This window comes from Novosphingobium sp. KCTC 2891 (assembly GCF_025938155.1).
Taxonomy (GTDB): Bacteria; Pseudomonadota; Alphaproteobacteria; order Sphingomonadales; family Sphingomonadaceae; genus Novosphingobium.
Map to the genome: position 1 here is coordinate 141681 of NZ_JAPCZG010000003.1, position 22006 is coordinate 163686.

Below are 22006 nucleotides of genomic sequence, written 5' to 3' on the forward strand. Positions count from 1 at the left end.
CCATCTGGCACATCGGACAGGTTGCGCCGACTCGGCACTGTCCGTCATAAAACAATCCAACCGGATTGTTTTTCCGGCGATCAACGAGAATCAGGAGAGGAATCGATGCTCGACTCGATCCGCGAACATGGTCTGCCCAGCGCTCCCGCCAGCGAGGACGATCTCGCCACCATCCGGTGCCCCGCGCCCAGCGTGCAGGAAATCGTCGCGAAGGATCCGCTGCCGCCGCCGGCGGTGCTGACCTTTGAACAACCCGCCTATCTCGGCAGCGCGCCGGTCTCGGTCGATCGCTATTTCGATCCCGCGATCTTCGCCGCCGAAATCGAGAAGATCTGGAAGAAGACCTGGCAGTGGGTCTGCCGCGAGGATCACATCCCCGAACCCGGCGATTTCTACACCTACGAAGTCGCGCACCTCTCCTACGTCGTCGTCCGCCAGCAGGACATGAGCGTGAAGGGCTTCGTCAATTCGTGCCTGCACCGCTCGACCAAGTTCAAGCGGAACGAGGGCATCGGCGCGGGCAACGACCTGCGCTGCCCCTATCACGGCTGGACCTGGAACAACGACGGCAGCCTCAAGTCCGTGCCCTGTGCATGGGACTTCGCGCACCTCGATCCTGCAAAGACCAATCTTCCCGAAGTGCGCGTGGGCCACTGGGGCGGCTTCATCTTCATCAACCCGTCGCAGGAAGGGCCGAGCCTGGAAGAATTCCTCGCGCCCCTGCCCGACCACTTCAAGGACTGGAACATCGCCGACCGCTACGTTGCGGTCCATGTGGCGAAGGAACTGCCCTGCAACTGGAAGACTGCGCAGGAAGCCTTCCTTGAATCCTATCACGTGCTTGAAACCCACCCGCAGCTGCTGAAGGGCGTGGGCGATGCCAACGTGCAGTATGACTGTCACTCGGACCACATCACCCGCTTCTACGCCGCCAGCGGCATCAATTCGCCGCACCTGGCCAAGTCGCTCACCGAGCAGGAACTTCTGTCGACGATGATCCTGGGCGACAAGGATTCGCGGGGGGACAGCCTGACGGTGGGCGAGGGCGAGACCGCGCGCACCGTCATGGCGCGTCATCTGCGCAAGCTCATGGGTGAACAGTACCAGACGGACCTGTCGAATGTTTCCGACAGCGAGATGATCGACACCATCGAATACCACGTGTTCCCCAACATGGTGCTGTTCCCCGGCCTGTCGCTGCCGATGGTCTATCGTTTCCGCCCGATCGGCAGCGATCCGAACCGCACCCTGTTCGAAATCCTGTTCATGCGGCCGAAGCCTGCCAACGGCGAAGCGCCCGAACCGCCCGAGCCGTACCGCGTCGCCGAAATGGAAAGCTATGCTTCCGCGCCCGGCTTCGATGCCGCGATGGGGCATGTCTATGATCAGGATACCGACAACCTGCGCTCGCAGCAGGACGGCTTCCGCGCCAGCGCCACGGGCGTGCAGCAGCTCGGCAATTACCAGGAATCGCGCATCCGCCACTTCCAGATGGTGGTCGACAAGTATCTCGCGGCGGAGGGCTGAGGGGATGGCATTCGATCTTGAAGCCGAAGTCCGCGACCTTGCCGCGCGGCGCGACATCCACGATGCGCTGTGCCGTTACATGCGCGGTCAGGACCGGCTCGACCCGGTCCTGCACCGCTCCGCCTTCCACGACGATGCCTGGGTCGACTGCGGGCTGATGAATGGCAGTGCGGACGAATTCGTGTCGTTCGCGCAAGGCTTCCTCGCCGATATCGAGGGCAGCCAGCACATCATTGCGCAGGCGCAGATTTCGGTCGATGGCGACAAGGCCAGTGGCGAAGTCTATTTCTACGCATGGCACCGCACGGTCGAGGATGGCGAGCCGAAGGACCTGATCGTCGCCGGTCGCTACATCGACGAATACGCCTGCCGCAACGGCGACTGGCGCATCGTCCGCCGCAAGGAACTGGTCGACTGGGCGCGGACCGATCCGGCCGCCGATGCCTTCCTCAAGGACAACGACCTGCCGCGCGGCCTGCGCCGGGGGCAGGATTTCAGCCAGACCCGCGCCTGGCCGGTGTGATGACGGGAAGGGGCGCCGGCGGCGCCCCTTTTCATTTCGCCAGCGTATCCGCCAGCAACGCCGCGGTGCGCGGCCCCGACCAGTCGTGCGCGCCCACCATGCGCCACACTTCCTTGCCGGCCGCATCGTAAAGCACGGTCGTCGGCAGCAGGCCGGTGTTGTAGTGGAAGCCCAGGTTGTTTTCCGGGTCCAGCCACGGTTGCAGCTTCGCGAACTTCTTTTCCGCGAACAGCGCCTTCACCTTGTCCACCTGCCCCATGTCCTGAGACACCGTCACCACGCGCAGCCGCCCGTCATAATCCTGCGCCAGCTTGTCGAGCATCGGCATCTCCAGCACGCAGGGTCCGCACCATGTCGCCCACAGGTTGACCAGCACCGGCTTGCCCTTGAGATCGGCCAGGCGCAGTTTCGCCCCCGATGGATCGCTGAAGGTGAAATCGGGCATCGCCGCGCCGCGCTTGGCGATGTCCAGCGTGCCGTTGAGCGCCTTTGCGTCACCCTCGGTGGCGCTCGCGTCACTTTCGGTGCCGCTCGGGACGCTCGCCGGTTGCGCCTTTTCGGGGGTTTCCCTATCGCACCCGGCGACCAGTAAGGTCAGCGGCAGCAGCAGGCATATGGACGGGCGCAGGGACATGACGGGCAATTCGGGCTCCAACCAGATGTGGGGCGGGCGTTTCGCCGCCGGCCCGTCGGCAATCATGCGCGAGATAAACGCCTCGATTCCCTTCGACAAGGCACTGTGGCGGCAGGACATCGCCGCGTCCAAGGCGCACGTCGCCATGCTGGGTGCGCAGGGCATCGTCTCGGCCGAGGATGCGGCGCTGATCGCCGAGGGGCTGGACAAGGTCGCGGCGGAGTATGAAGTCAGCGGAGTCCCGGAAAACTGGGACCTTGAAGACATCCACATGACCACCGAGAGCCGGCTGGCCGAACTGATCGGCCCTGCTGCCGGCCGCCTGCACACCGCACGCAGCCGCAATGACCAGGTGGCGACCGATTTCCGCCTCTGGGTGCGCGATGCGATGGACCAGGCCGAGGAAGGCCTGCGCCAGCTCCAGATCGCGCTCGTCGGCCGGGCAGACGAACACGCGGGCAGCATCATGCCCGGCTTCACCCACCTCCAGACAGCGCAGCCGGTCACGCTCGGCCATCACCTGATGGCCTATTACGAGATGATCGGGCGCGACCGCTCGCGCTTTGCCGATGCGCGCGCGCGGATGAACCGCTGCCCGCTGGGCGCGGCGGCACTGGCCGGCACGGGCTTTCCCATCGACCGCTTCCGCACCGCGGAAACGCTGGGCTTCGATGGCCCGACCGACAACAGCCTCGATTCGGTGTCCGACCGCGATTTCGCGCTCGATTTCCTGATGGCGGCGGCGCAGTGCTCGCTGCACCTGTCGCGGCTGGCCGAGGAGTTCATCATCTGGGCAAGCCAGCCCTTCGGCTTTGTCACCCTGCCGGACAGCCTTTCCACCGGCAGCTCGATCATGCCGCAGAAGAAGAACCCTGATGCCGCCGAACTCGTGCGCGGGCATTCGGGGCGGATCGTCGGCTGCCTGACCGCGCTGATGGTCACGATGAAGGGCCTGCCGCTCGCCTATTCCAAGGATATGCAGGACGACAAGCCGCCCGTGTTCGAGGCGGCATCGCTGCTGGCGCTGTCGGTCGCGGCGATGACCGGCATGGTGGCCGAAGCGTCTTTCCGCACCGAGCGGATGCGCGCTGCCGCTGAACTGGGCTACGCCACCGCGACCGACCTTGCCGACTGGCTGGTTCGGCAGGCGAACATTCCTTTCCGCGAGGCGCACCACATCACCGGCAGCGCGGTGAAACTGGCAGAAAGCCGGGGCGTGGCGCTCGACCAGCTGCCGCTGGACGACCTCAAGGCGATCGATGCGCGGATCGACGAACGCGTCTATGCCGCGCTTTCGGTCGAAGCGAGCGTCGCCGCGCGCGCCAGCCATGGCGGAACCGCGCCTGCCGAGGTAAGGAAGCGCGTGGCCCAGGCGCGCACCGCGCTTGGCCTGGAGGATTGAAGGCTTGATCCGTTCGCGCCCCACCCTGCTGCTCGCCGTGCCCTGTCTGTTGATGGGGCTGGCGCTGACCGCCTGCGGCAACCGGCGCGAGCTGAAACCGGTTTCGGGGCAGGTCCTGCCTCCGGCACCGTATGGCCGCGCCGAAAAACCGAACGCGGACGACCTGCTGAACGTGCCGGTGCAGGCCAAACCCCAGCGCAGTGTAGAGCTGCGCAGCCGTTCGCAGGACCGGGAGGACGATCCTTTCAACCTGCCGCCCGAAGACTGATTTTCCGAAGAGATTTCCGATGGACCATTTCCACTATTCCGGCGGCGTTCTCCATGCCGAGGACGTGCCGCTGCCCGTGATCGCCGACCAGGTCGGCACCCCGGTCTATGTCTATTCGCGTGCCACGCTGACGCGCCACGCCCGCGTGTTCCGCGATGCGCTGTCGATCCTGCCTGCCGCACGGATCGCCTTTGCGGTGAAGTCCAATCCCAACCTTGCCGTGCTCAAGGTGCTGGCCGCCGAAGGATATGGCGCCGACGTCGTCTCGGTGGGCGAGCTGGAGCGCGCGCTCGCGGCCGGCATGGACCCCGAAGCCATCGTCTTTTCCGGCGTGGGCAAGACTGCCGCCGAAATGACCCGCGCACTTCAAGCCGGCTGCGGCCAGTTCAACCTCGAAAGCGAGGAAGAAGGGCTGGAGCTTGCCGAGATCGCGCGTTCGCTGGGCAAGACCGCGTCTTGCGCGCTGCGCGTCAATCCGGACGTCGATGCCGGCACCCATGGCAAGATCTCGACCGGCAAGGCTGAGAACAAGTTCGGCGTGCCTTATGACCGCGCCGCCGCGATCTATGCCCGTCTCGCGCAGACCGAAGGCCTCGCCATGCGCGGCCTGGCGCTGCACATCGGCAGCCAGCTGTCGAAGCTCGATCCGCTCGAAGCCGCCTTCACCAAGGTTGGCGGGCTGATGAAGGACATCCGTGCGGCCGGCCATGCGGTCACCCACATGGATCTCGGCGGCGGCGTTGGCGTGCCCTACAAGGCCGGCGACGTGTTCCCGCAGCCCGAAGACTATGCCGCGATGGTCGCGCGCGTCACCGCGGACTGGGACGTGACGCTGATGTTCGAGCCGGGCCGCGTCATCACCGGCAACACCGGCGTGCTCGTCACCCGCGTCGTCCGCGTCAAGGAAGGCGTGGGCAACCCGTGGGTGGTGGTCGATGCGGCCATGAACGACCTTGCCCGCCCCGCGCTCTACGATGCCTGGCACGATTTCGCGGCGGTCGAGCCGAGCGGCGAGACGATGACGGCCAATATCGTCGGGCCGATCTGCGAATCGAGCGACACATTCGCCATGGCGCGAGAGATCGACGCGGTGCAGCGCGGCGATCTTGCCGTGTTCCGCACCGCCGGCGCTTACGGCGCGACGATGGCCAACACCTACAATTCGCGGCCGCTGGTGCCCGAAGTCATGGTCGATGGCGCGAAGTGGGCGGTGGTGGCCGACCGCATCGATCCGGCGACGATCCTTGCGGCCGAGCGCGTGCCGGACTTCCTCGCCTGACCATGCTGGCCAGTCTTCCCCTGTTTCACCGCATCGCCGGTCAGCCGGTGATCGTGCTGGGGCAGGGCGAGGCGGCCGAGGCCAAGCGCCGCCTTGTCGAGCGCGCCGGCGGACGGGTGGTGGATGAGCTTGCCGAGGGGATCGACACCGGCGCCCGTCTGGCTTTCATCGCGCATGAGGATGAAGCTTCGGCCAATGCCGACGCCATTCGTGCGCGCTGCGCCGGGCTGCTGGTGAACGTGGTCGACCGGCCGGCGCTTTGCGATTTCACCACGCCCTCTATTGTCGACCGAAACCCGGTCCTTATCGCCGTCGGCACGGCCGGCACATCGGCCGGCCTCGCCAAGGCACTGCGGCTGCGGCTGGAGCGGCTGCTGCCGCAAGGGCTGGGGCGGCTGGCCGAGGCGCTGTTCGCGGCGCGTTCGGTACTGAAGGAACGCTGGCCTTCGGGTAGCGAGCGTCGCCGCGCGCTGGATGCTGCGCTGGAGGAAGGCGGGGCGCTCGATCCGTTCCGCGAACAGGTCGATGGCGCGGTGGAGCGATGGTTCGCCGGGGAGGCCGGCGGCGAACAGACTCGCGCCACGATTGTCTTGCGCAGCACCGATCCGGACGACCTGACGCTGCGCGAGGCGCGGCTGCTTGGGCAGGCTGATGCGGTGATCGCGGGAGCGGACGTGCCCGGCGCCATCCTTGCCCGCGCCCGCGCCGATGCAGCGCGTCTGCCGCGCGGTGCCACGGCGCCGGAAGACGGGATCGTGGTCGAATTGGTGATGGGGCAGGGCTGAGGATCAGCCCTCCACCGGCACCTTTCGCGGGGCCAGCAGGAAGTTCATCCAGCAGCTTGCCACGGCCTTGTCGCGGTCGCTCTGCCATGCTTCGGCGCGGACGTTGGCGACCCGGCGGCCGGCGCGGACCACGACGCCGCGCGCGAAGATGCGCTGCGGCAACCCGCTGCGCAGATATTCGATGCTGATGTTGACCGGCTTCAGGCGAATATCCGCATCGATGCCTTGTTGATCGAGATGGGCATGAAGCGCCGCGAACGCCGCCATTTCCAGAAGTCCGCCAATGGCACCGCCGTGGAGGAAGCCGGGCCGGCCGGTGTTGCGGTCGGAAAAGTCCATGGCGATGACGGGGCTGCCGTTTTCGTCGTGGTCGAAGACCATGCCCATGCTGCGGGCATAGGGAGGAAGGATCGGCGCGCTCATTGTTTCACCCAGTTCGGCGTTTCGACCAGCATGAAGATGCCGGCGGCATGGGCCACCGGATCGGTGATGTCGCCATCGTGGGCGATGCCGCGCACGAAGGCCATGCTGCGGGTGATCTGATAGCATTCGGAACGGGCGACGATGGTCTTGCCCGGCACCGCCGCGCGCACGTAGTCGATGCGCAGGTCCAGCGTCACTTGCGGACGGAACCGCTTCATCCGTGCGGAGGCGGACATCGAGGTGCAGTTGTCCAGCAGGCTGATGATCGGGCCGGACGCCAGCACGCCGGTTTCCGGATCGCCTACCAGATCCTCGCGCCAGGGCAGGGCGAGTTCGATCCAGTCATCGCCATGCGCGACATAGCGCATATCCAGAAAGCCGCTGTGGCCGTGGGAGGTCATCATCTTCGCCCAGTGCGCCGGGGCGAAGGTTCCCTCCTGCATCAGCCGCACCACATCGGCGGCGTGTCCCTTGTCCTCTGTCATCCGATTTTCCTGCGCCTGTGCAGGGGTGATGGCAAGGATTTAGTCCCTCGGTTGAATTGTCAGAACGCGCTGCCGACGAGCGCGTCGATCGCGCCTTGGAGGATCAGGGCGGCGGCGTGCGAATCGATTCGTTCCGCCCGCTTGGCGCGGCTGAAATCCTGCTCGATCATGGCGCGTTCGGCCGCCTGCGTGGTCCAGCGCTCGTCCCACAACAGGATCGGCAGGCCCAGGTCCTCCAGATTGCGCGCCATGGCCCGCGCGCCCTGGCTGCGCGGGCTTTCGCTGCCGTCCATGTTCAGCGGCAGCCCCACGACCATGCCGACCACGCCGCGCTCCGCGATCAGGTCCTTCAGCACGCCCTTGTCCTGCGTGAACTTGCGCCGGATGATGGTCTTGCCGGCGGTGGCGAAGCGCCAGCCCGCGTCGCACAGCGCCACGCCGATGGTCTTGGTGCCGGTATCCAGCCCCAACAGGATGCCGCCCTGCGGCGGCAGCGCGTCGCGCAGGTCGCGGACGGAGGTGGTGATCATTTCCTGTCCGCCCCGGCCTGGGCCCGCTGCCACGCCTGCTCGCGCCGGGCCACGTCGGCGCGCAGGTTTGCCCAGAACAACGGCACATCATAGACGTGGTAATTGTTGCCGGGCAGCACGAACGGACCCATCTGCGGCGGATCGCCAACCATCAGCAGCCCGGTTCGGGCATCGCAGCGGGCGGGGACTGCGCGGGGCACGAGCTTTCCTTCGGTAAGGTCCGCCGCCGGAACCATCGTGCCGAGGTTCGCGGCGGCCGCCGCCGTGCTGCCCGTCGAGCCGGTCAGCGGGTTGAAGCAGAGCGTCGGCTCGGACTTGCGAGGCTGCCCGTCCAGCCCTGCCTGCGCGCGCCATGCATCGATCATCATCGACGGATCGGCCGGCTCGGCAAAGCTCAGCCAGCTGGCCACGCACCCCGTGCGCTGCGGCGAATCGCACGCCGGCATTCCCATGGCGGGCAGGTCGTGACCTGCGGAAACCGGCCAGCCAATGGCATAGACGGCGACCACCCGCGCGGCGAGCGGCGTGCCTTTCACCCTGTCGCGCACCAGCCGCATCAGTTGGAGCGCGCCCTGGCTGTGCCCGGCGAGCACGATTGGCGCGCCCTGCGGCACTTGCGCGACGAATGCGTCGAATGCGAGCGAGACGTCGCCATAAGCGAGTTCCAGCGCGCGCTGCGCCTCGGGCCGGTCGGTCAGGAACGCGCCGAAGGCGGCCTGCCGGTAGCGCGGCACCCACACCGGGCCGGCGGCGTTGAACGCGCTGGCCATGCCGCGCACGAACAGGCCGGCGCGGAACCGCGAATCGGCATCGTCCAGCGGGCCGTTCCAGTGATTGCGCGCGAGGTAGCTGGTGGGATGGACGAAGAAGACCCAGGCCTGTCCCACGCGTCCGCGCGCGGCGCCTTCCGGCACGTATTGCGCGGGATCGTCCTTGACGCCGGGCCGCGAAATCCACGCATCAGGCTGACCGTAGTAGTCTGCGGGCAGGGGGGCCTGCTGCTCGAACGCGCCGCGCGGGACGAAGGCGAAGCGGGTCAGCTCCTTCGACCAGAATCGCAGCACGAGCAGCGCGGCGAGCGCCAGGACGATCAGGATGGCGATGAAATAGAGGAACTTGCGCGCCAAGGCCTATGCACTCCCGTTGGCGAGCTGGTCGTTCTTTTCCGCCTGTCGTTCCAGCGCGATCTTCAGCATGGCGACGATTGGATCGGCCAGCGCGAGGCCCAGAATGCCGAACATCACGCCAAAGATCAGCTGTGCGCCGAGCACGAGCGCGGGGGCGAGATCGGCGGTGCGCTTGGCCACCATCGGCACGATGATGTTGCCGTCCACGGTCTGCACCACGAAATAGACGATCACGCAGTAGATGCCCATCGCGGTGCCGCCGGAAAAGCCGACCATGACCATCAGCAGACCCGAAATCGGTGCGCCGATATTGGGCAGGAAGGCGAGCAGGCCAGTCAGCAGGCCCAGCAGCGCGGCCATCGGCACGCCATAAATGGCGAGCGCCAGCCATGTTGCCACACCTTCGACCGCCATGCCGACCATGCGCCCGAACAGCAGCATCCGCAGCGAACGCCCCATCCGGTGCGCGGTGCCGTGGAACCGCTCGCGGCTTTCCTCGGGCAGCATCCACGCGAAGCCGCGCCGATAGATGTCCGGCTCCAGCACGAAGTAGATGCCCAGGATCATGATGAGGAACGCGGTGGTGAAGCCGCCGAAAATCCCGCCCAGCGCGCGGGTGACCGGACCCACCCCGCCGATCACCTGTTCCGCAACCTTGGAGAAGTCCGCGCGTTCGAGGAAGATGCCGCGTCCGTGCGCCCAATCGAGCAGGCGCTGTGCCTGCGTTTCGACGATGGCGGGCATTTCCGCCGCCTGCACCGCGATCTGGTTGCCCGCAAAGGTCACCAGCCAGACGAGGAACCCGACGGCCAGCAGAAGGACGATGGCGATGCGAAAGCCCCGCGGCAGGGGCAGCACCCGGCCCAGCAGTCGCTGTCCGCCGTCGATCATGGCGGCGAACACCACGCCGCCGAAAATCACCATCAGCGGCTGGGCCAGAAATACCGCCAGAGCGACCAGCGCGATCATGCCGATCCACACAGCCGCCTTCTTGGCTTCCTGGCGGACGGTGTCGTCATGGATGTCGGTCGGGCCGGTTCTGGCCGGCCGGCTGTTGTCCCCGTTCATTCTTGGCTCCCCCCGTTCCGCACGGTCTGCGTCGGAACGACCATCGGGCGCAGTCTGTTCCACGACCGCCCGGGACGCAAGGCGGGCCACCACGTTGCCGGGTTCCACGTCTCGTTGCCATCGAGCGAGAACGTGGTGAATTCCGCACGGCCGCCGACGCTCGAAAGCGGGACCGGTCCGCCAAGTCCCTTTTCCTCGATCGGCGCGCGGCTGTCCGCCGAATGATCGCGATTGTCGCCCATCAGGAAGACGTAGCCCTGGGGCACTTTGGTCTCGGGATAGTTGTCGAGCGGCTGCTGCTTGTGGTCGATCACGCGGTAGGTCGCGCCGTTGGGCAGCGTTTCGCGCAGGATCGGCAGTTCGCAATAGAATCGCCCGTCGGTCGCACGGTAGCGCAGTCCCGGAAACTCCTCCGGCTCGCACGGCTGGTTGGCGTCTGCCGGCAATTCCAGTGGTGGTTCAACCACTTGCGGAACCGGCTTGCCATTGAGCACGATCTGTCCGTTCACCACCGCGATGCGGTCGCCCGGCAGCGCGACGACGCGCTTGATGTAGTCCTCGTCGCGGTCGGGCGGGACAACGATCACCACGTCGCCATATTCCGGCGTTCGGCCCAGCAGCCGTTCGTGCGAGCGGGGCAGCACGTGGAAGGAAGCGGACACCCACGACCAGCCATAGGGATATTTGGACACGACCAGCCTGTCGCCGACGAGCAGGTTCGGCATCATCGATATCGACGGAATGTAGAATGGCTTGGCGATGAAGGAATGGAATGCGATCACCGCGATCAGCATCATGGCAAGGCCGCGCACTTCCGCCAGCCAGTTGACGCTCTGCGGCGGATCGTCCTCGTCCGCAGTGGAATGCGGGGGAGGGGTGCCGGTCCCCTCGTTCGGCGGCTCGCTCAAGCGTCACCAATGTCGTGCGAGGGAACTGCAAGCGGCCGGGCCTCGATCACTACGAACGCCTGCGCCCAGGGATGGTCGTCGGTCAGCGTCAGGTGAACCACTGCTTCATGCCCGGCGGGCGTGATCGCGGCGAGCCGCGCGGCAGCGCCGCCTGTCAGTGCAAGCGTGGGCGCGCCGGAACGCGCATTGACCACACCGATATCCTTCATGAAGACGCCCGCCTTGAAGCCGGTGCCGACCGCCTTGGAGAACGCTTCCTTCGCGGCGAATCGCTTGGCGTAGGTGCCGGCGCGGGTGAACGGTCGCCGCGCGGCCTTGGCGCGCTCCACCTCGGTGAACACGCGCTTTTCGAAGCGTTCGCCGAAGCGGTCCAGAGAGGACTGAATTCGCTCGATATTGCAGAGGTCGGAACCCAGCCCGATGATCACGCCCGTGGCCCTTACCGTGCTTCGTCCATCAGCTCGCGCATTCGGCGCACGCTGGCTTCCAGCCCGGTGAAGATCGCCTCGCCGATCAGGTAGTGGCCGATGTTCAGCTCGGCCAGCTGCGGGATGGCGGCGACCGGCTGAACGTTGTCATAGGTCAGGCCGTGGCCGGCGTGCGGCTCGATCCCGTTGCGCGCGGCGAGCGCGGCCATGTCGGCAATGCGGCGCAGTTCGGCGGCGCGCGCCTCGCCCGTCGCATGGGCATATTCGCCGGTGTGCAGTTCCACGACCGGTGCGCCCAGCTTCATCGCCGCCTCGATCTGGCGCGGCTCCGGCGCGATGAACAGGCTGACGCGAATGCCCGCATCGGACAGGCGCGCGACGATCGGGGCCAGCCGGTTGTGCTGCCCCGCCGCGTCCAGCCCGCCCTCGGTCGTGCGCTCCTCGCGCCGCTCGGGCACGATGCAGGCGGCGTGCGGCTTGTGGCGCAGCGCGATGGCGAGCATTTCCTCGGTCGCGGCCATTTCCAGGTTCAGCGGCAGGTCGGTCGCGGCCTGGATGCGCGCCAGATCCTCGTCGCGAATGTGCCGCCGGTCCTCACGAAGGTGCGCGGTGATACCGTCGCCGCCCACCGCCGCGACGATTTCCGCCGCGCGCACGGGATCGGGATGCGCGCCGCCGCGTGCGTTGCGGATGGTGGCGACGTGGTCGATGTTGACGCCAAGCCGCAGGCGGCCCGGCCCGAGGTGACCCGGAATGAGCGCGCTCATGCTTGTTGGCTCCTTACGCCGCCGCCCGGCTGCCCGGCTTCACCGCCGGAGTCGCGGCCAGTTCCGCGGGAAGTTCGTCGGGCGCATAAGTCGGGAAGTTGAGCGCGACGAGCGGGTAGAAGGGCACCCCCAGGTCCACGCTGCCGGCAGACCGATCAACCAGCGAAGCGGCCGCGATGACCACGCCGCCCGCGTCCTCGATGGCCTTGATCGCCTCGCGGCTGGAAAGGCCCGTCGTGACCACGTCCTCCACCATCAGCACCTTGTCACCCGGCGTCAGCGCAAATCCGCGGCGCAGTTCGAAGGTGCCGGTGGGGCGCTCGACGAACATCGCCTCGACGCCCAGCGCTCGGCCCATTTCGTGGCCGATGATCACGCCGCCCATCGCGGGCGAGACGACCTTCTGGATCTGCTGGCGTACTTCGCGCGGGATTTTCGCAGCGGTCGCGGCGGCAAGGCGCGAGGCGCGCATCGGGTCCATCAGAACGCGGGCGCATTGCAGGTAATGTGCGCTGTGCCGCCCTGACGAGAGAAGGAAATGACCTTCGAGCAGGGCCTGGCTGGCCCGGAATTCGGCGAGGATTTCGTCTTCCTGCATGGCGCTTCCGTCGGCTGCCGCGATGCGGTGCGGCATTATATATATGGGATGCGCCGCAATGGCCCGCCGGCAGCGCTGCCGCAAGCCTTTTCGACAGCTTTGCCAACCCTCAAAAATATGCGCAGTGGCGCTTGAGGGTTGGGACGAGCCCGCGTATAGGCCGGTCCAATCGAGGGAATTAGAGGGGTTGCGCGCGCGTCTCATTGACGCAGCGCAAACAGGGAAAAGCGGAACATTCGACGATGAGTCTTGCCGATACCGCCCGCGCCACGGGCAAAGCGATCCGGACCCTGGGCCTTGCCGCCGCGCTGAGCTTCGCCCCGGCGGCGATGGCAGCTCCGGCTGCTGCGCCCACGCCGGCTGCCACGGCTGCGGCCGCTCCTGCTGCCGATGCCGCCAAGGCTTCGCCGGCTACTGCCGACGCCGGCGGTTATGTTCCGATGAAGCCCACGCCGGGCAAGGGGCAGCCCGTCGATGGTCGCATGACCTTCCAGGACCAGTATTCGCCCACGGGCAAGCAGGCCCTGGCGATGCACGACTACGTGCTGTTCCCGATCATCGTGGCGATCACCTTCCTGGTGCTGGTGCTGCTGCTGGTCGTGATGGCCCGCTTCAACCGCCGCGCCAATCCGGTCGCTTCGAAGACCAGCCACAACACGCTGATCGAAGTGATCTGGACGCTGGTTCCGGTGCTGATCCTGGTGGTCATCGCGGTGCCGTCGATCCGTCTGCTCGCGCAGCAGTACAAGCCGGCGCCGAAGGGCGCGCTGACCGTCAAGGTTACCGGCTACCAGTGGTACTGGGGTTACACCTATCCGGACAACGGCGGCTTCGAGGTCATCTCGAACATGCTGCCCGACGAAGAAGCGATCAAGCGTGGCGAGCCGCCCCAGCTTGCCGCTGACGCCCGCATGGTCGTCCCCGTGGGCGAGCCGATCCGTCTCCAGACGACCGGTGCCGACGTGATCCACTCGTTCGCCGTGCCTTCGCTGTGGTTCAAGCTGGACGCGGTTCCGGGGCGGATCAACGAGAAGGTCCTCATCGTGAACGAGCCGGGCGTCTATTACGGCCAGTGCTCGGAACTGTGCGGCGTCCGCCACGGCTATATGCCGATCGTGGTCGAAGCCCTTCCGCGGCCCAAGTTCGAAGCCTGGGTCAAGGCGCAGGGTGGCACCGTTGGTGCCGCCGCCGCCGCTCCGGCCGCAGCGGCGCCTGCTGCTGCTCCCGCCGCTGCCACGCCTGCCGCCGCCGCGGTGCCCGCAGCCCCGGCTGCCGACGCCTCCGCCGCGCCGGCCGCGTAAGAGATTTCAGGACAAGGTTCGCAAGCCATGGCTTCCATTCCAGCCGACCACGAAACCTTCGATGCGCATCACGATGCGCACGATCATGATCACAAGCCGGCGTTCTTCGCCCGCTGGTTCATGTCGACCAACCACAAGGACATCGGCACGATGTACCTGATCTTCGCGATTTTCGCGGGGATCATCGGTGGTGCCGTCTCGGGCATGATGCGCGCCGAGCTGGCCCAGCCGGGCATCCAGTATCTTGGTATTTTTGCCCAGTTCCTGGGTGAAAAGAACCCGAGCTTTGACCAGCAGCTCCACCTGTGGAACGTGCTGATCACGGCGCACGGGCTGATCATGGTGTTCTTCATGGTCATGCCGGCGATCATCGGTGGCTTCGGCAACTGGTTCGTGCCGCTCATGATCGGCGCGCCCGACATGGCCTTCCCGCGCATGAACAACATCTCGTTCTGGCTGACGGTCGCAGGCTTCTGCTCGCTCATGCTGTCGGCCTTCGTGCCTGGCGGTGTCGGCAACGGCGCCGGTACCGGCTGGACGGTCTATGCGCCGCTGTCGACCTCCGGGTCGGTTGGCCCCGCAGTCGACTTCGGCATCTTCTCGCTCCACCTTGCTGGCGCGGGTTCGATCCTGGGTGCGGTCAACTTCATCACCACCATCTTCAACATGCGCGCGCCGGGCATGACCCTGCACAAGATGCCGCTGTTCGTGTGGTCGGTGCTCGTTACCGCGTTCCTGCTGCTGCTCTCGCTGCCGGTTCTCGCCGCCGCGATCACCATGCTGCTGACCGACCGCAACTTCGGCACGACCTTCTTCGATCCCGCCGGCGGCGGTGACCCGGTCCTCTACCAGCACCTGTTCTGGTTCTTCGGCCACCCCGAAGTGTACATCATGATTCTGCCGGGCTTCGGCATGATCAGCCAGATCATCTCGACCTTCTCCAAGAAGCCGGTGTTCGGCTACCTCGGCATGGCCTACGCCATGGTCGCGATCGGTGTCGTCGGCTTCATCGTGTGGGCGCACCACATGTACACCACCGGCCTCGACGTGAACACGAAGATGTACTTCACCGCAGCGACTATGGTCATCGCGGTTCCGACCGGCATCAAGATCTTCTCGTGGATCGCGACGATGTGGGGTGGCAGCATCGAGTTCAAGTCGCCGATGGTCTGGGCGATCGGCTTCATCTTCCTGTTCACCATGGGCGGCGTCACTGGCGTCGTGCTCGCCAACGGCGGCATCGACGACAACGTGCAGGACACCTACTACGTGGTGGGTCACTTCCACTACGTGCTGTCGCTGGGTGCGGTGACTTCGCTCTTCGCCGGGTTCTTCTACTGGTTCCCGAAGATGAGCGGCCGGATGCACTCGGAGTTCCTCAGCCACCTGCAGTTCTGGGTGTTCTTCGTCGGCGTGAACACGATCTTCTTCCCGATGCACTTCCTGGGCGTGCAGGGTATGCCGCGCCGCTACCCCGACTACGCACCGGCGTTCGAGTACTGGAACAAGATCTCGTCGATCGGCTACGAGATCATGGCCGTCTCGGTGGTGATCTTCCTGATCAACATCGCCTACGCGTTCATTGGTGGCCGCAAGGCTGAAGCGAACTACTGGGGCGAAGGCGCAACCACGCTCGAGTGGACGCTGTCCTCGCCGCCGCCGTTCCACCAGTTCGAGACCCTTCCGGTCATCGACGACGCGGCGCACCACTAAGGCTAGGCCGCAAGGCTGAACCATGAAGCACCCCGGTGGCAACACCGGGGTGTTTTCGTTTGGACTGCTGTCGCGCGCTCATGTCGATTGCTGTTTGCAACGCGTTTATCGTGCGATAGGTCGGCAAAAAGACAGAGAGGACGATCCCCATGCCCGAACTCCGTATGATCGATGCCGGCGAAGTGCGCCTGCGCGCCGCTGTAGAAGGCCAGGGTCCGCTGGTCATCATGGTCCATGGCTTTCCCGAAAGCTGGTATTCATGGCGCCACCAGATTGGCCCTGTCGCGGCTGCCGGCTTCACCGCCTGCGCGATCGACGTGCGCGGCTATGGCGGGTCGGACAAGCCGCAGCCGGTCGAAGCCTATGCCATGGAGCACATCATCCGCGACCTGGTGGGGGTGGCCGATGCGCTGCAGCCGGGCGAACCGGTTATCCTCGTGGGGCACGATTGGGGCGCGCCGATCGTGTGGAACTCGGCCTTTACGCGGCCGGACCGCTTCAAGGCCGTAGCGGGCTTGTCCGTCCCCTTCGCGGGGGCGCCCACACGCGCGTTCACCGATGTGTTCCGCGAGCTGTTCACGGCCAAGGGCATCTTCTTCTACCAGGAATACTTCCAGCAGCCGGGCAAGGCGGAGGCCGAACTGGAGGCCGATGTGCGCCGGTTCCTGCGTGTGTTCCTCCACTCGATCTCGGGCGAGGCCCCGGCGGGAGCCTGGCCGCTCAAGCCAGTCGATTCGCTGCTGCTTGAAGGACTGCCCGAGCCGGAGCGGTTCCCGCCGTGGCTGAGTGAAGCCGATCTCGATTTCTATGTGGGCGAATTCACGGCGTCGGGCCTGCGCGGTCCGCTCAACCGTTACCGCAACCACGAAAACGACTACGCCTTCCTCAGGGCGTGGGAAGGCAAGACGCTGGACCAGCCCGCGCTGTTCATTGGCGGCACCAAGGATCCGGCCAGCACGCTGTTCGGCCAGGTGGCCGATCCGACCGCGATGATGCGCCAGTTCGCGCCCAACGTGGAAGGCCACATGCTCGAAGGGTGCGGCCACTGGACGCAGCAGGAGCGTCCGGAGGAGGTCAACCGGCTGCTGATCGACTGGCTGGGACGCGTCCGCTGAATCGAGCACGCAAAATGCCGCCGGAAATGCTTGAGCGGAAAAGAAATATTCAAGTGACGGGACGGTCTGTCGCATGGGCCGCGGGGCGGCCTTCCCCTTGCGGCGCAAGCGGACTATAGGCCGGCCCACAGACATGGAATCCGCCCGTACGCTCTCGCTGCCCGCCGAATGGCGGGACTTCTTCGCGCTGACCAAGCCGCGGGTGATGACGCTTGTCATCTTCACCGGGCTGTGCGGCCTTCTGGCCGCGCCCGGGAGCATCCACCCGGTGCTGGCTTTCACCGCGATCCTCTGCATCGCGGTGGGCGCAGGCGGCGCCGCCGCGCTGAACCAGTGGTGGGAAGCGGACATCGACGCCGGCATGAAGCGGACCGCACAGCGGCCGCTGCCGGCAGGGCGTATGGAACGCGAATCGGCGCGCGATTTCGGCTTTGCGCTGTCGGGCGGTTCCGTCCTGGTCATGGGGCTGGCCAACGGCTGGCTTCCCGCCGCGATCCTGGCCTTCTCGATCTTCTACTACGCGTGGATCTACACTGTGTGGCTCAAGCCGCGCACGCCGCAGAACATCGTCATTGGCGGTGGGGCCGGGGCCTTCCCGCCGCTGATCGGATGGGTCGCGGTGACCGGGCACATCACGCTGATGCCTGTGCTGCTGTTCCTCATCATTTTCTTCTGGACCCCGCCGCATTTCTGGGCGCTCGCGCTGTTCGTGCAGACCGACTACGCCAAGGTGGGCATCCCGATGATGCCGGTGGTGGCGGGGGAAGCTTCCACGCGCCGCCAGATCCTGATCTACGCCGCGCTGCTGCTGCCCCTCGCGCTCGTTCCGTGGATGATCGGCGGCACGGGCGTTGTCTACGGTGCGTCGGCGCTGCTGCTGGGCATCGTGTTCCTTGCTCTGTCTACCAAGGTTGGACTGCGGCGCAGCGTGCCGGGGGACGGGATGCTGCCGGAAAAGCGGCTGTTCGCGTTCTCGATTCTTTATCTTTTCGCGCTGTTTGCGGTGCTTGTCGCCGATCGCTTCGCGACCCTTCAGGGCTGGCAATGATGGCTGACGATCCGAGCAAGACCGACCTTGATGCGTTCCGGGCGCGCCAGAAGTCGCGCAACCGCGCGCTCGGCATCGTGCTGGGGGCGCTGGCCATCCTTTTCTTCGCCATTACCATCGTGAAGATGGGCCTGCATTCCGCCGGGCAGATGTGATGACGGCAGCGGTTCGCATCGATTCGCGGCGGAACCGCAAGGTCGCGGCAATCGCGGCGAGCGGTGCCTTGGCGATGCTGGGGATGGGCTATGCCGCCGTCCCGCTTTACCGGATGTTCTGCCAGGCGACCGGCTTCAACGGCACGACGCAGCGCGCCACCAGCGCGCAGGCAGCGGGCGTCAAGGTGACCACGCGGCCGATCACGATCCGCTTCGATGCCAATGTCGCGCCGGGGTTGCCGTGGCTGTTCAAGCCCGAGCAGGTGACGCAGGACGGACGCATCGGTGAACGCAAGATCGCGTTTTTCACCGCGAAGAACCTGTCCGACAAGCCGATCGTCGGGCGTGCCGTGTTCAATGTCACGCCAGAGCAGACCGGCGCCTACTTCCACAAGATCCAGTGCTTCTGCTTCAACGAGCAGAAACTGGAGCCGGGGCAGGAAGTGCGGATGCCGGTGATCTATTATGTCGATCCCGCGATGCTGGACGATGCCAACGCGCGGGACACGCCCGAGATCACCTTGAGCTACACCTTCCTGGCGGCGGCGGACCAAAGCCTCGCGCAGGAAGCTGCAAAGAGTGCGGCTAGCGTCGCAAAGCCTCTGGACCGCAACGCTTCCGCTCGATAAAGGCGGCTCGTTATGCGTCCGGGCGGCTGTCCGGATAACCGGGATTTCATTGGGGGAATTCGAGAACCATGGCCGGCGCGAAAAATCACGATTACCATATCCTGCCGCCTGACATCTGGCCGTTCGCCGGTGCCATGTCCGCGCTCGTCATGACCAGCGGCGGCGTGCTCTACATGCACAAGATGGCCATGGGCACGCAGATCATGCTGCTCGGCCTCGCCGGCGTGCTGCTCACCATGTTCTCGTGGTGGGGCAAGGTCATCAAGGAAGCCCACGCGGGCGACCACACTCCGGTGGTGCAGCTGCACCAGCGTTACGGCATGATCCTGTTCATCGCTTCGGAAGTGATGTTCTTCGTCGGCTGGTTCTGGGCCTTCTTCGATTTCTCGCTGTTCCCGTCGCACGTGAACACCGACGTGATCGGCGGCGTCTGGCCTCCGAAGGCGATCGAAGCGGTCATCAACGCGTTCGACCTGCCGCTGCTGAACACGCTGATCCTGCTCTGCTCGGGCACCACGCTCACCTGGGCGCACCACGCGCTGATCCACGGTGACCGTGAAGGCCTGAAGAAGGGCCTGTGGGCGACGATCATCCTCGGCGTGCTGTTCTCGACCATCCAGGCTTACGAATACGCGCACGCGCCGTTCGCCTTCGGCAAGAACACCTATGGCTCGGCGTTCTACATGGCGACCGGCTTCCACGGTTTCCACGTGATCATCGGTACGATCTTCCTGATCGTCTGCCTGATCCGCGCGCTTCGCGGCGAGTTCACCCCGCGCCAGCACTTCGGTTTCGAAGCGGCTGCGTGGTATTGGCACTTCGTCGACGTCGTGTGGCTGTTCCTGTTCGTTGCCATCTACGTGTGGGGCAACTGGGGCGCCGTGATCGAATAATGGCTGCTGGCGAAAGCCCGGTCTTGAAAGGGCAGCCCGGGGTGACCCGGGCTGCCCTTTTCGCGTGCTGTCCGCGCTGCGGCGCCCGCACGCTGTGGGGCGGCCCGGCCACATTCACGTCTTCATGCAGCGCGTGCGGGCAGGACTTTGCCGCGCACGAGCCAAAGGGGCGCTCGCTGTTCCTGGTCGTGCTCCCGGTGACGGCCCTGCTGGTGTTGGCGGCGGTGCGGCTCGACGATTTGCTGCGGTCGCCATTGTGGTTGCAGGCGGCGGTGTGGACCGCGCTGGTGCCGGCGGTCATGATCGGCGCACTGCGGTTCGCGAAGGCGGCGGTCCTGATATCCGCCTTGCGCAAGAAGGATGACGAATGAAGCCCCGCTTTCCCGTCTGGCCGACCATCATCGTGCTTGCGGCCGTGATGACCATGATTGCGCTCGGCGTCTGGCAGTTGCAGCGCAAGGCGTGGAAGGAAAGCCTGATCGCCCGCTATGCGCTGGCGGCGGAGCAGACCGACGAAGTGCCCTGGCCGCGCAAGGACGCGGACGTGCCGGCGGCGCTCTATCGCCGCTCGCACCTGACCTGCGAAAGCGTGCTCGGTGTCACGGCCGTGTCGGGCCGCAGTGCCGTGGGGGACCCGGGGCTGGCGCCGACCGCGACTTGCAAGATCGGCGAGAAGGGCGAGGCGCAGGTCGTGCTGGGCTGGTCGCGCGAGCCGATCGACGTGGATTGGAAGGGCGGCGAGGTGCACGGCATCGTGACGTCCGGGGCGGAAGGCAAGGCCCGGTTGATCGCCGATCCGCCGACCCCGGGCTTGCAGCCGCTGGCCCGGCCCGATCCGCGTGATCTGCCCAACAACCACCTTGCTTACGCGGTGCAATGGTTCGTCTTCGCGGGCATTGCTTTGGTCATCTACGTGCTGGCGGTCGCCAAGCGCCTTGCCGGACCGTCGCCGCGCCGCTAGGCGCGCGCGGACATTGTGGGGATCGAAATGAAGTACATCAGCACGCGCGGTTCGGCTCCGTCGCTCGATTTCGAAGGCGTCACGCTCGCAGGCCTCGCGTCCGACGGCGGCCTTTACGTGCCCGAGACCTGGCCGACCTTCACTGCGGACGAGATCGCGGCGCTGGCCGGGCTGCCTTATGCCGAACTGGCGCAGAAGGTGATGCAACCCTTCGTCGGCGACAGCCTGACGCCCGAGCGGCTGCTCGAGCTGACGCGGCAGGCCTATGGCCGATTCGCCCATGCGGCGGTCACCCCGCTCAAGCAGCTGGATGAGCGCCAGTGGGTGCTGGAGCTGTTCCACGGTCCGACGCTGGCGTTCAAGGACGTGGCGCTGCAGTTGCTGGGCCTGCTGTTCGAGGAGTTCCTTGCGCGCGGTGACGATCACATCACCATCGTCGGCGCGACGTCGGGCGACACTGGCTCGGCCGCGATCGACGCGGTGGCGGGGCGCGCCAAGGTCGATATCTTCATGATCCATCCGCATGGCCGGGTGAGCGACGTGCAGCGCCGCCAGATGACCACGGTGCTGGCGCCTAATGTTCACAACATCGCCATCGACGGCAGCTTCGATGATGCGCAGGCGATGGTGAAGCGGATGTTCAACGATTCGGCGATGACCGACCGGTTCGGCATCGCGGCGGTCAACTCGATCAACTGGGCGCGGCTGATGGCGCAGGTGGTCTACTACTTTGCCGCCGCGCTCCAGCTGGGTGCGCCGCACCGCAAGGTGGCTTTCGCGGTGCCGACGGGCAACTTCGGAGACGTGTTCGCCGGCTATGTGGCGGCGAAGATGGGGCTGCCGATCGAGCGGCTGATCGTGGCCACCAACGTCAACGACATCCTTCACCGCGCACTGTCCACCGGTGACTATTCGGCAGGCACGGTCACGCCCACGGCTGCGCCTTCCATGGACATCCAGGTTTCGTCCAACTTCGAACGGTTGCTGTTCGACGGCTGCGGCCGCAACGGCGCCGCGCTAGCCGCGCAGATGAAGAGCTTCGAGGCGACCAAGGCGATGCAGCTGACCAACGCGCAGCGCGAAAGCGCCGCCGCGCTGTTCACCAGCACGCGCGCCGATGCCGACGACATGGCGAAGGCAATGCGCTGGGCTTACGAGGCGTGCGGCGAAGTGCTCGATCCGCATACCGCCATCGGCCTTCATGCCGCGCGGGCGGCCAAGGACCTGCCGGCTGACGTGCCGGTGGTGACGCTGGCAACGGCCCATCCTGCCAAGTTCGTTGACGCTGTCGAGCGCGCCACGGGCGTGCGCCCGCCGCTGCCCGCGCGCGTGGGTGACCTGTTCGAGCGCGAGGAAGCCTGTTCGCGGCTGCCGGGCGACTACGACGCCGTGACCGCCTTCGTGGCCGAACGCGCCACGCCGCGCGGCGGTTGACGCCG

At 66.2% G+C, this 22006-nt stretch carries 26 protein-coding genes; 16 read left to right on the plus strand and 10 right to left on the minus strand.

Annotated features, from left to right (window positions below; genetic code table 11):
• The first annotated feature begins 105 nt into the window (after positions 1–105).
• Positions 106–1527: an aromatic ring-hydroxylating oxygenase subunit alpha gene (locus tag OLX02_RS06910; protein WP_264421426.1), complete on the plus strand. Its 1422-nt coding sequence runs from the start codon at positions 106–108 to the stop codon at positions 1525–1527.
• Between the two features lie 4 nt (positions 1528–1531).
• Positions 1532–2050, plus strand: coding sequence for a nuclear transport factor 2 family protein (locus OLX02_RS06915; RefSeq protein WP_264421428.1), 519 nt, complete (start codon positions 1532–1534; stop codon positions 2048–2050).
• A gap of 31 nt (positions 2051–2081) precedes the next feature.
• Here the strand turns inward: OLX02_RS06915 and OLX02_RS06920 are convergent, their stop codons facing one another.
• Positions 2082–2684 (minus strand): TlpA family protein disulfide reductase, encoded by a 603-nt coding sequence (locus tag OLX02_RS06920; protein WP_264422052.1) that lies wholly within the window; start codon positions 2682–2684, stop codon positions 2082–2084.
• A gap of 25 nt (positions 2685–2709) precedes the next feature.
• On the opposite strand from OLX02_RS06920, the gene argH reads away from it, so the two are divergent.
• Genes argH through OLX02_RS06940 form a run of 4 tightly spaced genes read left to right on the plus strand, consistent with a single transcriptional unit; the run spans position 2710 to position 6418 of the window.
• A complete protein-coding gene (gene argH / locus OLX02_RS06925) occupies positions 2710–4086 on the plus strand; it encodes an argininosuccinate lyase (RefSeq protein ID WP_264422054.1) in 1377 nt (458 codons plus the stop codon).
• Between the two features lie 4 nt (positions 4087–4090).
• Entirely contained in the window at positions 4091–4354 is a 264-nt protein-coding gene (locus OLX02_RS06930) for a hypothetical protein (RefSeq protein WP_413630094.1), read from the plus strand.
• A 19-nt stretch (positions 4355–4373) separates the two neighbouring features.
• The gene (gene lysA / locus OLX02_RS06935; RefSeq protein ID WP_264421430.1) at positions 4374–5633 is read left to right on the plus strand and encodes a diaminopimelate decarboxylase; all 1260 of its coding nucleotides are present in this window, start codon (positions 4374–4376) and stop codon (positions 5631–5633) included.
• A gap of 2 nt (positions 5634–5635) precedes the next feature.
• Positions 5636–6418 (plus strand): bifunctional precorrin-2 dehydrogenase/sirohydrochlorin ferrochelatase, encoded by a 783-nt coding sequence (locus tag OLX02_RS06940; RefSeq protein ID WP_264421431.1) that lies wholly within the window; start codon positions 5636–5638, stop codon positions 6416–6418.
• 3 nt (positions 6419–6421) lie between these two features.
• Here OLX02_RS06940 and OLX02_RS06945 read toward each other — a convergent pair whose 3' ends face one another.
• The 9 genes from OLX02_RS06945 to pyrE form a co-directional block, all read right to left on the minus strand.
• The gene (locus OLX02_RS06945; protein ID WP_264421433.1) at positions 6422–6841 is read right to left on the minus strand and encodes a PaaI family thioesterase; all 420 of its coding nucleotides are present in this window, start codon (positions 6839–6841) and stop codon (positions 6422–6424) included.
• Positions 6838–7284, minus strand: a complete 447-nt coding sequence (locus tag OLX02_RS06950) for a PaaI family thioesterase (protein ID WP_264422056.1) — start codon at positions 7282–7284, stop codon at positions 6838–6840. Before OLX02_RS06950 ends, OLX02_RS06945 begins: the two co-directional genes overlap by 4 nt.
• A 101-nt stretch (positions 7285–7385) precedes the next feature.
• Entirely contained in the window at positions 7386–7856 is a 471-nt protein-coding gene (gene ruvX / locus OLX02_RS06955; RefSeq protein ID WP_264421435.1) for a Holliday junction resolvase RuvX, read from the minus strand.
• Positions 7853–8983: a DUF3089 domain-containing protein gene (locus OLX02_RS06960; RefSeq protein WP_264421437.1), complete on the minus strand. Its 1131-nt coding sequence runs from the start codon at positions 8981–8983 to the stop codon at positions 7853–7855. Before OLX02_RS06960 ends, ruvX begins: the two co-directional genes overlap by 4 nt.
• A 3-nt stretch (positions 8984–8986) precedes the next feature.
• Positions 8987–10051 (minus strand): AI-2E family transporter, encoded by a 1065-nt coding sequence (locus OLX02_RS06965; RefSeq protein WP_264421438.1) that lies wholly within the window; start codon positions 10049–10051, stop codon positions 8987–8989.
• Complete coding sequence (lepB, locus tag OLX02_RS06970; RefSeq protein WP_264421440.1) at positions 10048–10959, minus strand: signal peptidase I; 912 nt, start codon at positions 10957–10959, stop codon at positions 10048–10050. Before lepB ends, OLX02_RS06965 begins: the two co-directional genes overlap by 4 nt.
• Positions 10956–11387, minus strand: coding sequence for a holo-ACP synthase (gene acpS / locus OLX02_RS06975; protein ID WP_264421442.1), 432 nt, complete (start codon positions 11385–11387; stop codon positions 10956–10958). Before acpS ends, lepB begins: the two co-directional genes overlap by 4 nt.
• An 11-nt stretch (positions 11388–11398) precedes the next feature.
• Positions 11399–12154 carry a pyridoxine 5'-phosphate synthase gene (locus tag OLX02_RS06980; protein WP_264421444.1) on the minus strand — a complete coding sequence of 252 codons (756 nt, stop codon included), beginning with the start codon at positions 12152–12154 and terminating at the stop codon, positions 11399–11401.
• A gap of 13 nt (positions 12155–12167) precedes the next feature.
• Positions 12168–12752 (minus strand): orotate phosphoribosyltransferase, encoded by a 585-nt coding sequence (pyrE, locus tag OLX02_RS06985; RefSeq protein WP_264421446.1) that lies wholly within the window; start codon positions 12750–12752, stop codon positions 12168–12170.
• Positions 12753–12994: 242 nt separating this feature from the next.
• Between pyrE and coxB the strand changes: the two genes are divergently transcribed.
• The 10 genes from coxB (at position 12995) to thrC (ending at position 22001) form a co-directional block, all read left to right on the plus strand.
• Entirely contained in the window at positions 12995–14053 is a 1059-nt protein-coding gene (gene coxB / locus OLX02_RS06990; RefSeq protein ID WP_264421448.1) for a cytochrome c oxidase subunit II, read from the plus strand.
• Positions 14054–14080: 27 nt separating this feature from the next.
• The gene (ctaD, locus tag OLX02_RS06995) at positions 14081–15766 is read left to right on the plus strand and encodes a cytochrome c oxidase subunit I (RefSeq protein WP_264421449.1); all 1686 of its coding nucleotides are present in this window, start codon (positions 14081–14083) and stop codon (positions 15764–15766) included.
• A 149-nt stretch (positions 15767–15915) separates the two neighbouring features.
• Positions 15916–16881 carry an alpha/beta fold hydrolase gene (locus tag OLX02_RS07000; RefSeq protein ID WP_264421451.1) on the plus strand — a complete coding sequence of 322 codons (966 nt, stop codon included), beginning with the start codon at positions 15916–15918 and terminating at the stop codon, positions 16879–16881.
• A 133-nt stretch (positions 16882–17014) separates the two neighbouring features.
• On the plus strand, positions 17015–17929 hold the full coding sequence (locus tag OLX02_RS07005; RefSeq protein WP_264421452.1) for a heme o synthase: 915 nt from the start codon (positions 17015–17017) through the stop codon (positions 17927–17929).
• A complete protein-coding gene (locus OLX02_RS07010) occupies positions 17929–18084 on the plus strand; it encodes a hypothetical protein (protein WP_264421453.1) in 156 nt (51 codons plus the stop codon). Before OLX02_RS07005 ends, OLX02_RS07010 begins: the two co-directional genes overlap by 1 nt.
• Positions 18084–18713, plus strand: a complete 630-nt coding sequence (locus tag OLX02_RS07015; protein ID WP_264421455.1) for a cytochrome c oxidase assembly protein — start codon at positions 18084–18086, stop codon at positions 18711–18713. The genes OLX02_RS07010 and OLX02_RS07015 overlap by 1 nt, the downstream gene beginning before the upstream one ends.
• A 68-nt stretch (positions 18714–18781) precedes the next feature.
• Positions 18782–19606: a cytochrome c oxidase subunit 3 gene (locus tag OLX02_RS07020; protein WP_264421457.1), complete on the plus strand. Its 825-nt coding sequence runs from the start codon at positions 18782–18784 to the stop codon at positions 19604–19606.
• Positions 19606–19977: a DUF983 domain-containing protein gene (locus tag OLX02_RS07025; protein WP_264421459.1), complete on the plus strand. Its 372-nt coding sequence runs from the start codon at positions 19606–19608 to the stop codon at positions 19975–19977. The genes OLX02_RS07020 and OLX02_RS07025 overlap by 1 nt, the downstream gene beginning before the upstream one ends.
• Positions 19974–20567, plus strand: coding sequence for an SURF1 family cytochrome oxidase biogenesis protein (locus OLX02_RS07030; protein WP_264421460.1), 594 nt, complete (start codon positions 19974–19976; stop codon positions 20565–20567). The genes OLX02_RS07025 and OLX02_RS07030 overlap by 4 nt, the downstream gene beginning before the upstream one ends.
• A gap of 27 nt (positions 20568–20594) precedes the next feature.
• Positions 20595–22001: a threonine synthase gene (gene thrC, locus OLX02_RS07035; RefSeq protein WP_264421461.1), complete on the plus strand. Its 1407-nt coding sequence runs from the start codon at positions 20595–20597 to the stop codon at positions 21999–22001.
• Positions 22002–22006: the final 5 nt, after the last annotated feature.

What these genes read in the sequence shown, in the direction of transcription:
- OLX02_RS07025 (WP_264421459.1), top strand. Translation starts at nt 19,606, where the DNA reads ATGGCTGCTGGCGAAAGCCCGGTCTTGAAAGGGCAGCCCGGGGTGACC.
- OLX02_RS06965 (WP_264421438.1), bottom strand. Translation starts at nt 10,051, where the DNA reads ATGAACGGGGACAACAGCCGGCCGGCCAGAACCGGCCCGACCGACATC.
- OLX02_RS07020 (WP_264421457.1), top strand. Translation starts at nt 18,782, where the DNA reads ATGGCCGGCGCGAAAAATCACGATTACCATATCCTGCCGCCTGACATC.
- OLX02_RS06950 (WP_264422056.1), bottom strand. Translation starts at nt 7,284, where the DNA reads ATGCAGGAGGGAACCTTCGCCCCGGCGCACTGGGCGAAGATGATGACC.
- ctaD (WP_264421449.1), top strand. Translation starts at nt 14,081, where the DNA reads ATGGCTTCCATTCCAGCCGACCACGAAACCTTCGATGCGCATCACGAT.
- OLX02_RS07005 (WP_264421452.1), top strand. Translation starts at nt 17,015, where the DNA reads ATGGAATCCGCCCGTACGCTCTCGCTGCCCGCCGAATGGCGGGACTTC.
- OLX02_RS07030 (WP_264421460.1), top strand. Translation starts at nt 19,974, where the DNA reads ATGAAGCCCCGCTTTCCCGTCTGGCCGACCATCATCGTGCTTGCGGCC.
- ruvX (WP_264421435.1), bottom strand. Translation starts at nt 7,856, where the DNA reads ATGATCACCACCTCCGTCCGCGACCTGCGCGACGCGCTGCCGCCGCAG.
- OLX02_RS06915 (WP_264421428.1), top strand. Translation starts at nt 1,532, where the DNA reads ATGGCATTCGATCTTGAAGCCGAAGTCCGCGACCTTGCCGCGCGGCGC.
- OLX02_RS07000 (WP_264421451.1), top strand. Translation starts at nt 15,916, where the DNA reads ATGCCCGAACTCCGTATGATCGATGCCGGCGAAGTGCGCCTGCGCGCC.
- OLX02_RS06910 (WP_264421426.1), top strand. Translation starts at nt 106, where the DNA reads ATGCTCGACTCGATCCGCGAACATGGTCTGCCCAGCGCTCCCGCCAGC.
- coxB (WP_264421448.1), top strand. Translation starts at nt 12,995, where the DNA reads ATGAGTCTTGCCGATACCGCCCGCGCCACGGGCAAAGCGATCCGGACC.
- OLX02_RS07010 (WP_264421453.1), top strand. Translation starts at nt 17,929, where the DNA reads ATGGCTGACGATCCGAGCAAGACCGACCTTGATGCGTTCCGGGCGCGC.
- argH (WP_264422054.1), top strand. Translation starts at nt 2,710, where the DNA reads ATGTGGGGCGGGCGTTTCGCCGCCGGCCCGTCGGCAATCATGCGCGAG.
- OLX02_RS06920 (WP_264422052.1), bottom strand. Translation starts at nt 2,684, where the DNA reads ATGTCCCTGCGCCCGTCCATATGCCTGCTGCTGCCGCTGACCTTACTG.
- lysA (WP_264421430.1), top strand. Translation starts at nt 4,374, where the DNA reads ATGGACCATTTCCACTATTCCGGCGGCGTTCTCCATGCCGAGGACGTG.
- OLX02_RS07015 (WP_264421455.1), top strand. Translation starts at nt 18,084, where the DNA reads ATGACGGCAGCGGTTCGCATCGATTCGCGGCGGAACCGCAAGGTCGCG.
- OLX02_RS06940 (WP_264421431.1), top strand. Translation starts at nt 5,636, where the DNA reads ATGCTGGCCAGTCTTCCCCTGTTTCACCGCATCGCCGGTCAGCCGGTG.
- OLX02_RS06945 (WP_264421433.1), bottom strand. Translation starts at nt 6,841, where the DNA reads ATGAGCGCGCCGATCCTTCCTCCCTATGCCCGCAGCATGGGCATGGTC.
- thrC (WP_264421461.1), top strand. Translation starts at nt 20,595, where the DNA reads ATGAAGTACATCAGCACGCGCGGTTCGGCTCCGTCGCTCGATTTCGAA.
- OLX02_RS06980 (WP_264421444.1), bottom strand. Translation starts at nt 12,154, where the DNA reads ATGAGCGCGCTCATTCCGGGTCACCTCGGGCCGGGCCGCCTGCGGCTT.
- pyrE (WP_264421446.1), bottom strand. Translation starts at nt 12,752, where the DNA reads ATGCAGGAAGACGAAATCCTCGCCGAATTCCGGGCCAGCCAGGCCCTG.